Source organism: Gordonia gummivorans, assembly GCF_022513585.1.
In the GTDB taxonomy this organism is placed as follows: Bacteria; Actinomycetota; Actinomycetes; order Mycobacteriales; family Mycobacteriaceae; genus Gordonia.
In genome coordinates, this window is the sequence record NZ_JAKWBF010000027.1 from 70,691 (window position 1) to 80,792 (window position 10,102).

A 10,102-nucleotide genomic window follows, 5' to 3' on the forward strand; every position below is an offset into this window, starting at 1 on the left:
GGTCACGAATTCGGCCGACGCTCAACAAATCGCATGTGAACAGGCGACAATCGCATGACGTGGGCATGAAGCGTCCTCACCTCGGACTCCCGCCCGACGCACCGGCAACAGACCTGGAGAAATCGGCGACATGACCACACCATCGGCTGGCTACGGCGTCCACTCCGAAGTCGGGAGACTGCGCAAGGTGCTGGTGTGCGCCCCAGGTCTCGCGCACGAGCGACTGACCCCCACCAACGCCGACGACCTGCTCTTCGACGACGTGCTGTGGGTGCAGAACGCGAAACGGGACCACTTCGACTTCGTCACCAAGTTGCGCGACCGGGGCGTCGACGTGGTGGAACTGCACAACGTGCTCACCGAGACGATGGACAACCCCGAAGCGCGGTCGTGGTTGCTCGATCGCAAGATCGTCGCCAACGAAACCGGTTTGGGTCTCGTCGCTGCGACGCGCGAGTTCCTCGACGAACTCGACTCCCGAGATCTGGTCACATTCCTGATCGGCGGCCTGTCCACGGTGGATCTGCCCGCCGAACTCCGGCCGAACTACATGTCCATCGTCGACGAGGCCACCGGGCTCGGCGAGTACCTCATGCCGCCGCTGCCCAACACGCTCTACACCCGGGACACCACGTGCTGGGTGTATGGCGGGGTGACTCTCAACCCGTTGTTCTGGCCGGCCCGGCATCACGAGACCCTGCTGATGAAGGCGATCTACGAGTATCACCCCGACTTCGTGGGCTCCACAGTGTGGTGGGGAGATCCCGAAAAGCATTGGGGTGCAGCCTCGATCGAGGGCGGCGATGTGCTCGTGCCGGGGAATGGTGTGGTTCTCATCGGGATGAGTGAACGAACATCGCGTCAGGCGATCACGCAGGTGGCCCGCGAACTGTTCGCGAAGGGCGCGGCCGAGAAGGTTGTTGTCGCGGGTATGCCCAAGCTGCGATCTGCCATGCATCTCGACACGGTCTTCACCTTTGCCGATCGCGACCTCGTCTCGGTGTACCCGGGCATCATCGACTCGGTCCGGCCGTTCACGCTGGTCCCCTCCGACAAGGACCCCGGTGTCGAGGTGATCGCCGAGGCCGACCACTTCCTCAAGGTCGTGCAGCGCGCCCTCGACCTCGACGGCCTGCGCGTCGTGGAGGCCGGGGGCACCGCCTACGCGTCGGAGCGTCAGCAGTGGGACAGCGGCAACAACCTCGTCGCCGTCGAACCCGGTGTGGTGTTCGCCTACGACCGCAACACCTACACGAATGCGCTGCTCCGCAAGCAGGGTGTCGAGGTGATCACGATCGTCGGCGCCGAACTCGGCCGCGGCCGCGGTGGCGGCCATTGCATGACCTGCCCACTCATCCGCGATCCGCTCGAGTAACCGCTGCCGAGTCCTCCCGCCTCCACGACGCCACCCCATCCGCTGCCTGAGGTGCGACGAGCGCTAGCGAGGCGCCTCGAAGGCCTGGTGAGACGACCTCGCAATCGGGACGTTGTGCCCTGGATCACATGTCCGCGCAGGAGGACCATCAAAGTATGGGCAAGGTACTCGTCGCATATGCGAGCAAGCATCATTCGACCGCGGAGATAGCCGAGGCCATCGCCGCCGAGTTGCGGATACAGGGGCTCGACGCCGATTGCACCGACGTCAGCGCGGACACCGTGACCGGATACGACGCGGTGATTCTCGGCAGTGCCGTCTACGCCGGCCGCTGGCTCAAGGATGCGCACCGCTTCCTGAAACACCATCGCGACGATCTCGTGCGTATTCCGTTCTGGATCTTCAGTTCCGGGCCGGTGGGCGAGAACGTCGAGGAGGACCTCGCCGAGAACTCGAATTGGCTGGAACCCCACAAGGTGCTCGACCTCGCCGAATCCATCGGGCTGCGCGGGCACACGGTGTTCGCCGGCCGGATGCCCACAGATCCGCACGGTTTCATCGAGAAGTCCATGGTGAAGCGCACTCCCGAGGAGTTACGCGACGCCCGAGACTGGGACGCGATCCGTCGTTGGGCCGACGACGTTGCCGCGGCCCTTGCCGCGAGTAGTGGTACCACCGCCGCCCCGTCGCAGCACTAGTCGGTCGTTCGACTCCTTCCCAGCGCAACGTCCGCGGAGTACCGTGAAGCCGCACAAGTGCCGTCGGGACAAGGGAGTCGGGGCCATGGACGACGATGCCGAGCACCTGGCCACCTACAACCGCGACAACGTGACTCTGCAGACGACGCCGATCGAGAAGGTCACCGCGCATGGTGTGCACTGCTCGGACGGTACCGAACACGAGATCGACATCCTCATCCTGGCAACCGGTTTCAAGGTGACCGATCCCGACGCCATGCCGCCCTTCAGGCTGGCCGGGCCCAAGGGGACGATGGCGGATTTCTGGAATGAGAACCGATCGCAGGCCTACGAGGGGTGTCGGTGCCGGGTTTCCCGAACTTCTTCTTCGTCTTCGGGCCGTACGGCTACACCGGTTCGTCGTACTTGGCGTTGATCGAGAACCAGACTCGGCACATCACCCGCTGCATTCGTGCGGCGATCGGTCGAGAGGCGAAGAAGGTGGAGGTTCGGCAGGAGGCCAACGACCACTACTTCGCGTCGGTGCTGAAGCGTCGCTATCGACAGATCTTCTGGCAGGAGTCCTGCAGCAAGGCCAACAGCTACTACTTCGACCATAACGGCGACGCCCCACTCCGTCCGACCACCACCGTCGAGGCCGCCGTGCACAGTCGCGTCTACCCGCTCGACGACTACGAGTTCACCGCCTGACGGCATACTTCTCACCATGGAGATCGTTCGCTCGTCGGAAACTGTACTTAGGCGAGTTGGCATCGTCGTGTTCGACGGTGTCAAGATGCTCGACTTCACGGGCCCCGCTGAAGTCTTTGTCGAGGCCAACCAGTTCGGCGGCAACTACGAGGTGGTAGTCATGTCGCCGACCGGCGGTGACGTCGCGACGTCGGTGGGCGTGCGGGTGAGCACCACGCCGGTGCATGACTCCGGCGGCTTCGACACGGTGATCGTTGCAGGCAGCGAGATCGCGCCGCCGCTGTTCGTCACGCCGGAGCTCATCGAGGCGACACGCGACCTGGCGACACGAACCAGGCGGATGTCGTCGGTGTGCACGGGGTCATTCGTCCTTGCCGAGGCCGGGCTTCTCGACGGGCGGTCGGCCACGACGCACTGGAAGTTCACTGCCGACCTTGCTCACCGATTTCCCGAGGTGCAGGTCGACTCGGATGCCATCTACGTCAGCGACGGAAACATCTACAGTTCGGCGGGGGTGGTTGCCGGGATCGACTTGAGCCTGGCGCTCGTCGAGGAGGATCACGGCGCCGAGGTGGCACGTCGCACCGCGCAAGGGCTGCTGGTCTACATGCAGCGCGGCGGTGGGCAGTCACAGTTCTCGTCGTCGCTCACCGGGCCCGCTCCGCGAACGTCTCTGGTGCGCAAGGCAACTGATCATATCCGTGGGAACCCTCAAGTTCCGCACACTGTTTCGAGTATCGCCGCGCATGTCAACGTGAGCGTCCGTCAGCTGACTCGGCTCTTTCGCGACGAACTGGGCGCAACCCCGGCCGGCTACGTCGCCGACACCCGCTTCGAGATCGCCCGCGACAAACTGCACGCCGGATTGACCGTGGGCGCAGCGGCCCAAGCGGCGGGATACGGCAGTGCGGAGGTGATGCGCAGGGCATTCGTTGCGCGGATCGGCATATCGCCTCGCCGCTACCAGCAACGCTTCTCGTCGACGGGTGCTCTCGCCGGCTGACGTGGTGTCGCAAATGGGGGCTTTTCTGGCCGGGTGAGTGGGACGGTGACCTTGACGGTGGATGCACACTGGATCGGCTGGTCCAATACACATAGGAGTATCCAATGCCCACCCTCACCACCTCCGACGGCGTCGACATCTTCTACAAGGACTGGGGTTCGGGTCAGCCAATCGTCTTCAGTCATGGCTGGCCGCTGTCGTCCGATGACTGGGACGCCCAAATGATGTTCTTCTTACAGAACGGGTTTCGGGTGGTCGCTCACGACCGGCGTGGTCATGGGCGGTCGACCCAGGTAGCCGACGGCCATGATATGGACCACTACGCAGACGACCTGAAAGCCGTTGTCGAGCACCTCGACCTGACCGATGCCATCCACGTCGGCCATTCGACGGGCGGCGGCGAGGTGGTGCACTACCTCGCACGTCACGGACAGGATCGTGCGGCCAAGGCGGTGTTGATCTCCGCGGTGCCACCGATCATGGTCAAGACCGACACCAACCCCGACGGAATCCCCAAAGAGGTGTTCGACGACATCCAGACGCAGGTGGCCACGCGTCGTTCCGACTTCTTCCGCACCTTCGCCGAAGGACCGTTCTACGGCTATAACCGGGAGGGCGCAGAACCGTCGGAGGGCGTCATCGCAAACTGGTGGCGCCAGGGCATGATGGGCGGTGCAAAGGCGCACTTCGACGGGGTGGTCGCGTTCTCGCAGACGGATTTCACCGACGACCTCAAGAAGGTGACGATCCCGTCCCTGGTGCTTCACGGCGAGGATGATCAGGTGGTGCCCTACGAAGACACCGGCGTGAAGTCGGCTGAGCTGCTGCCCAACAGCACCCTGAAGACCTACCCGGGATTCCCGCACGGCATGCCGACCACAGAGGCCGCCACCATCAACGCCGACCTGCTGGAATTCTTCCGCGCGCCCTGACGCCGACGGGGTGGGCTCAGGACTGAGGGCCGCTGTGCCGGACGGCGAACTCGGCCACGGCAATCGAAATCCGTTGTGGCACGAGTTTACTCACCGTGGTGGCGACCAGATTCAGTACACCGTCGACGACGCTCGGTTTGCCGTTCTCGAGTGCTCGTAAGGCAGTGTCGACGACCTGGCTCGGGGAGCGGGTCGGGCCGACGGAATCTCCGTCGGCGCCGGCCGCCTCGAAGAAACCGGTCTCCGTGGCACCCGGGCATACGGCCAGAACCTTCACCCCGCGTCGTTTGGCCTCCCACCACAGTGCCTCGCTGAGTGAGAGCACGTACGCCTTGGACGCTGCATACACCGCCAGGTGCGGAACCGGTTGAAACGCAGCGACACTCGCGACGTTGATGATGGCGCCCGACCCACGCTTCGCCATTCTCTGGAGATAGACGGTCGTGAGGTCGGTCAGCACCGCGACGTTGAGTGACACCTGATCGCGGACGCGGTCGCGGTCGGTGTCGGCGAGGTCGGCGTGCATCGCGATCCCGGCGTTGTTGACCAAGATGTCGATGGTGTGTCCGCGGTTGTCGAGTTCGTCGACGAGCTCTTCGCCGGCACGGGGCTTCGACAGATCGGCGGCGACGTAATCGGCCTCGATGCCGTGCTCGTCGTGCAGGTCGGCTGCCAGTTCCTTGAGTGTCGTCTCACTTCGAGAAACCACGATGACGTGAGTGCCCTTGGCGGCCAGCGTCTTTGCGAACTGCGCGCCGATCCCACCGCTTGCGCCGGTGATGAGCGCGGTGCTGCCCTGGTAGTCCATCGATCGCTCCTCGTCGTTGGTATTCAGGTCACCGCACCCCAAGTATCGGTCGGCGCTGTGTCAGTCGGCGCAGCTCTTCTTCGTCTCGGTGGCGACGATGCGCCCGAAGTCGATCTGGCCGGACTTGCCGGTGAACTTGCGCTTGGAGAACACGGACAGCGAGCGCTCGTTCCCGAAGGTGAACTTCTCGCCGGATTCGAGCTTGCCGTGCTGGCACTCCTCGAGTTTCTTGCTCGCGTAGATCCAATACTCCGTCCGCGGCCTCAGGTTGCCGAACACGGCGCATCCGTTCGACCCGGTGTTCTTGCTGGCCACGGTTGCCGAGAAGATCCACCAGCCGTGGGTCTGGACAGTGACCGGACCCGAGTACGGCTGGCCGTCCTTCGTCACGATGCACACCTTCGCCGATGGCCGCGCTGCCGCATCAACGTGCCCCACCCCGCCCACGAGCCCCATCGTCGCGATACCCGCTGTCGCCGCCACTGCGGCCACCGTTCGTTTCATCGTCATGCTTCCCCCGTCAGCACCATTGTGAACAACAAATATTTCATATCACATCGGCTGCTTGATAAGAACACCCTGTATGTCGATGACTCTGCGGCTCGAAGCTGGTCTGTCTCTGTACGAGAGCAAACACCAACGGAGAAGGATCATGCGAAAACTCGTTGTGACGCAAAACATTACCGCCGACGGATCGATCGAGATGCTCACCACCTGGTTCGACCCCACCGCAGAGGCTCCCGATCTCAAGGAGGAGAGCCACCGCCAGGATCGCGAAGCCGACGCGCTGTTGGTCGGCCGCAAGACCTTTGAGGACTTTCGCGGCTACTGGCCCAATCAGGAGGACGACAAGACGGGTGTCACCGACTATCTGAATGCCGTAGACAAGTATGTCGTGTCGTCGACGATGACCGACCCGCAGTGGCAGAACTCGACGATCCTGCGCGGCGATCTCGTCGACGAGGTCCGTGAACTCAAACAGCGTGACGGCAAGGACATCGTCGTCACCGGCAGCATCACGCTCACCCACGCGCTGATCGGAGCCGGACTCGTCGACGAGTACCGCCTGTTCCAGTACCCGACGGTTCAGGGGCGAGGTCGGCGATTGTTTCCCGACGGCTTCGAGGCGCCTACGCTGCGAATGCTGACGGCACGGTCATTCAGCAATGGGGTGGCGTTGGTGTCGTACGCCGCGAGCTCAGCCGTCGGCGACTGACACCGTTGCCAGCGATGCCAGGTGCGCACGCACCAGCGCGCGTACCTGGTCTGGGGTGTCGGTGCCCGACACCAGCAGGTGCATAGCGAGACCATCGATCACCGCGTGCAGCCGCATTGCTTCGACGTCGAGGTCGGCGGCAGAGTCGATGAGTCCGTGGCATCGTAGGTCGTCAAGCACGACGTGACAGAGCGTTCGTAGTCCCTCATGCGCTTCGCGTGCTGCGTCGACGAGTACGGGATGTGCCACCGACTCGGCGTTCATCGCCATGTGCACGCGCATCTCGGCCGCCCGCTCGGCATCGAGGGGCAGCAATTCGGCAATCATCGCCTCGGCGCGACGACGTGGGCTCCGCATGCGCCGGTGGCGCTCGATGCGGGCGGAAGCCTGTTCGTAGATGAGTCTCATCGAGAACTCCAGAAGCTCTTCTTTGGTCGCGAAAACGTGACGAAGTGACCCGGTGGAGATTCCCGCCTCGGCCGCGACCTCGCGGATCGACACACCGGATATGCCCTCACGCATGATGATTCGCCAGAGTGCGACGGCAATGTCGGCTCGTCGCTGCGCGTGGTCGATCAGTTTGGGCATTGACCGATACTAGCCCAACTGTGCTACCTTGGCTCAGAGTTTGGTAACACTATCGTGCTAACAAAATCTCAGGAGAGTCATGGCCGACCAACGCTTCGTCTCGCTCGACGTGCTGCGTGGAATAGCCATCCTCGGCACGCTGGGCACTAACATCTGGATCTTCACCAACGTCGACGGCTTTGTCGGATATCTCTCCGACCCCACGCAGGCCGACGGCGCGTGGCGCGTCGCCCAGGTTCTGCTCGAACAGCTCACCCAGGGCAAGTTCCTCGGACTTCTCACGATCATGTTCGGCATCGGACTCGCCATCCAGCAAGCCTCCGCAACACGTCGTGGCAGGTCGTGGCCGGGTCGATACTACTGGCGCGCAATACTTCTCTTCATCGACGGGACTCTGAACTACTTGCTGTTCACGGAGTTCGACGTGCTGATGGGATACGCGGTCACCGGACTCATCGTCGCGTATCTGCTGTCGATGGGCATTCGACGCCAGCGTGTGGCGATCGGGGTTGCCGCCACCGTCCATCTGATGCTCGTCGGACTCATCGTCTGGGCGCTCGCCGCTGCGCCGGGAAGTGCGGGTGACAGATCGGAACCGTTGTCGCCCAATCCCTATGCCGACGGATCATTCGTCGACCTCGTTGTCTTCCGCATCCAGAACATCGCGGTGTTCCGGGCGGAGGTCGTGCTCATCTTGCCCATGTCGATCGCGCTGTTCCTGATCGGTGCTGCGTTGCTGCGCGCCGGGGTGCTCGAACCCCGTGGCGCAATGCTTCGGCGGCGCTTGATGATTGCCGGTCTGGGTGTGGCGGCGCCGCTCGACTTTGTGGCGGGCATCTTCGGCGGCACGGCCGGGCTGATCCTGGGGCGCTACGTTCTGGCGCCGGTGGTGTCGCTGGCAATTCTGGCGTGGGTCGCGGGCTTCTACGCCGACGGACGCGCAGCTGGGCGAGTGGGACGACTGATGTCTCCCGTCGGCCGCACCGCGTTGAGTTGCTACGTTCTGCAGAACGCCATCGCCGGTGCCATCTGCTACGGCTGGGGACTCGGGCTTGCGGCACACCTTGATGCGACGACGGTCGTGCCGGTGACCATCGCTCTCTATCTGGCCATAAGCGCGACGATGATCGTGCTCGCCACCCTCTGGCTGCGCAGGTTCAACCGCGGACCGCTGGAGTGGCTATGGCACAGCAGCTACCAGCGGCTGGCCGGGGAAGGACGGCCACGGACCGCGGCCAATCGCGACACCACCCTCACACGCTGACGTGGCATCTGAGCAAGAACGGTCGGGCAGCGCAGCGACGCAGGCTCGTAGATTGAGCCAATGACGGATTCGCCAAACACCTCGCCGGAACCTGCGTTGGCCAGTGCCGACGCCCTGCCGCCAGTCACAGAACCACGCGTCGACCGTCCGCATTTCCCGGACGGCTACGGCGTCGGTGTAGACCTCGATGGAACGCGATCGTGGGCGTCGGTCGAGGATCGACTCGTCGGGTCGAAACACTATTGGCTGACCTCGGTCCGTCCCGACGTCACTCCGCACACGGTGCCTCGCTGGGGCGTGTGGGTCGAGGGCCGGTTTTTCTACGACGGCGCTCCGACCACCCGGCACACCCGCAATGTCGAGGCCAATCCGGCGTGCACGCTCAGCCTCGAGAGTGGGACGGACGTGGTCATCATCGAAGGTGAGTCCGTGGCGGTGTGCGCGTCCCCCGACGGACTGGGCGCGAAACTTGCTGCGGCCTTTGGCAAATACTCCGAACGGGGCTACAGCCCCGGCCCGGAGTCATGGCAGTCGCCGGTCGACGGTGGCGGTCTCCGGGTGATCACCCCGAAACGCGCGTTCGCCTGGTCATCGTTCCCCACTGACTGCACCAGATTCAGCTTCGACTGACCTCTCGCTCGCACGGTAGGTAAGCGCACCGGCGTGTGTCCGGCGATGAATCTGTGTGGGTCGTCGAGTCTGTATCCGTGGCAAACGTTTCCTGACCCGAGGAGAGCACCAGTGTTGATCGTCGCCGGACACATCACCGTCGCTCCTGCCGACCGTGACACCTATCTCCAGACTTGTGACGCAGTGGTGGACGCGGCACGGCGGGCGCCGGGTTGCCTCGACTTCGCGATCGGGGCAGATCTCGTCGATCCCGCACGCATCACCATCTACGAGCGTTGGGACTCGGTCCAGGCCGTGGAGGCGTTCCGAGGATCGGGTACAGACGATGGGCAGGCCGCGATGATCGTGTCGGCGTCGGTGGCCGAGTACGAGGTCACCGAGGTCCGGCAACTCGGCTGAGTCGGATCAACAAAGTGCTCGCGCTCAGCCGGCCGGCGACGGTCGCGCCGACCACGAGTGCCAGTGGAGATCGCCGACGATGATGACCGGGCCGTCGGGTCGTCGTCGGCGATAGTGTTCGTATTTGTCGGCGAGCACATCGATTCCGTGCCTACCACGAGGTTCCGACGCATCCACCACCTCGGCGCGCCCGTCCACCCGAACCCACCACAGCTCGTCCCAATTCTCGGCGTAGTGGTCGACGAGTACCGCCACGTAGGGATTCTCCCCGATGTTGGCGAGCCGACGAAGTCGATTGGTGCGCTTGGGCTTGTGATCGACACAGGTGACGAGGGTGTCGTCGTTCACGGCAAAGACGATCGGCACGATGTGCGGTCTCGCATCGGGTGTCACCGAGGTCAATCGGGCGACTCGCGCCTCCACGAAACGCTGACGCATCTCGTGGTCGAGCGAGCCTGCCATGTCTGAAGAATGTACATCGCTCTACCCGCGGTGATGG

12 protein-coding genes and 1 pseudogene are annotated in these 10,102 nt (G+C 63.8%); 9 read left to right on the forward strand and 4 right to left on the reverse strand.

The features are described 5' to 3' along the window. Positions 1 to 130 precede the first annotated feature (130 nt). From MKW15_RS18370 to MKW15_RS18390, 5 genes and pseudogenes are all read left to right on the forward strand, one after another. Positions 131 to 1,375, forward strand: coding sequence for an arginine deiminase (locus tag MKW15_RS18370; RefSeq protein WP_240860670.1), 1,245 nt, complete (start codon positions 131 to 133; stop codon positions 1,373 to 1,375). Positions 1,376 to 1,503: 128 nt separating this feature from the next. Further along, positions 1,504 to 2,073, forward strand: coding sequence for a flavodoxin domain-containing protein (locus tag MKW15_RS18375; protein ID WP_240860672.1), 570 nt, complete (start codon positions 1,504 to 1,506; stop codon positions 2,071 to 2,073). A gap of 103 nt (positions 2,074 to 2,176) precedes the next feature. Then, positions 2,177 to 2,763 (forward strand): annotated as a pseudogene (locus MKW15_RS18380) (NAD(P)/FAD-dependent oxidoreductase); the annotation flags it as partial. A gap of 16 nt (positions 2,764 to 2,779) precedes the next feature. After that, entirely contained in the window at positions 2,780 to 3,766 is a 987-nt protein-coding gene (locus MKW15_RS18385) for a GlxA family transcriptional regulator (RefSeq protein WP_240860673.1), read from the forward strand. A gap of 104 nt (positions 3,767 to 3,870) precedes the next feature. After that, the gene (locus MKW15_RS18390) at positions 3,871 to 4,698 is read left to right on the forward strand and encodes an alpha/beta fold hydrolase (RefSeq protein ID WP_240860674.1); all 828 of its coding nucleotides are present in this window, start codon (positions 3,871 to 3,873) and stop codon (positions 4,696 to 4,698) included. Positions 4,699 to 4,714: 16 nt separating this feature from the next. Here MKW15_RS18390 and MKW15_RS18395 read toward each other — a convergent pair whose 3' ends face one another. Together MKW15_RS18395 and MKW15_RS18400 are read right to left on the reverse strand one after the other, a co-directional pair. Continuing rightward, positions 4,715 to 5,506, reverse strand: coding sequence for an SDR family NAD(P)-dependent oxidoreductase (locus MKW15_RS18395; RefSeq protein ID WP_240860675.1), 792 nt, complete (start codon positions 5,504 to 5,506; stop codon positions 4,715 to 4,717). Between the two features lie 60 nt (positions 5,507 to 5,566). Next, positions 5,567 to 6,016 carry a hypothetical protein gene (locus MKW15_RS18400; RefSeq protein WP_240860676.1) on the reverse strand — a complete coding sequence of 150 codons (450 nt, stop codon included), beginning with the start codon at positions 6,014 to 6,016 and terminating at the stop codon, positions 5,567 to 5,569. A 142-nt stretch (positions 6,017 to 6,158) separates the two neighbouring features. On the opposite strand from MKW15_RS18400, the gene MKW15_RS18405 reads away from it, so the two are divergent. Then, entirely contained in the window at positions 6,159 to 6,722 is a 564-nt protein-coding gene (locus MKW15_RS18405; protein WP_240860677.1) for a dihydrofolate reductase family protein, read from the forward strand. On the opposite strand, the gene MKW15_RS18410 is transcribed toward MKW15_RS18405, so the two are convergent. Further along, positions 6,705 to 7,310, reverse strand: coding sequence for a TetR/AcrR family transcriptional regulator (locus MKW15_RS18410; RefSeq protein WP_240860678.1), 606 nt, complete (start codon positions 7,308 to 7,310; stop codon positions 6,705 to 6,707). The genes MKW15_RS18405 and MKW15_RS18410 overlap by 18 nt on opposite strands. 79 nt (positions 7,311 to 7,389) lie before the next feature. Between MKW15_RS18410 and MKW15_RS18415 the strand changes: the two genes are divergently transcribed. The 3 genes from MKW15_RS18415 to MKW15_RS18425 all read left to right on the forward strand — a co-directional run bounded on the left by MKW15_RS18415 (position 7,390) and on the right by MKW15_RS18425 (position 9,603). Further along, on the forward strand, positions 7,390 to 8,574 hold the full coding sequence (locus MKW15_RS18415; protein WP_240860681.1) for a DUF418 domain-containing protein: 1,185 nt from the start codon (positions 7,390 to 7,392) through the stop codon (positions 8,572 to 8,574). Positions 8,575 to 8,634: 60 nt separating this feature from the next. Next, the gene (locus MKW15_RS18420) at positions 8,635 to 9,204 is read left to right on the forward strand and encodes a pyridoxamine 5'-phosphate oxidase family protein (RefSeq protein ID WP_240860683.1); all 570 of its coding nucleotides are present in this window, start codon (positions 8,635 to 8,637) and stop codon (positions 9,202 to 9,204) included. A gap of 111 nt (positions 9,205 to 9,315) precedes the next feature. After that, positions 9,316 to 9,603 carry a putative quinol monooxygenase gene (locus tag MKW15_RS18425; RefSeq protein ID WP_240860684.1) on the forward strand — a complete coding sequence of 96 codons (288 nt, stop codon included), beginning with the start codon at positions 9,316 to 9,318 and terminating at the stop codon, positions 9,601 to 9,603. Positions 9,604 to 9,627: 24 nt separating this feature from the next. On the opposite strand, the gene MKW15_RS18430 is transcribed toward MKW15_RS18425, so the two are convergent. Next, on the reverse strand, positions 9,628 to 10,065 hold the full coding sequence (locus tag MKW15_RS18430) for a TIGR03668 family PPOX class F420-dependent oxidoreductase (RefSeq protein WP_240860686.1): 438 nt from the start codon (positions 10,063 to 10,065) through the stop codon (positions 9,628 to 9,630). Positions 10,066 to 10,102: the final 37 nt, after the last annotated feature.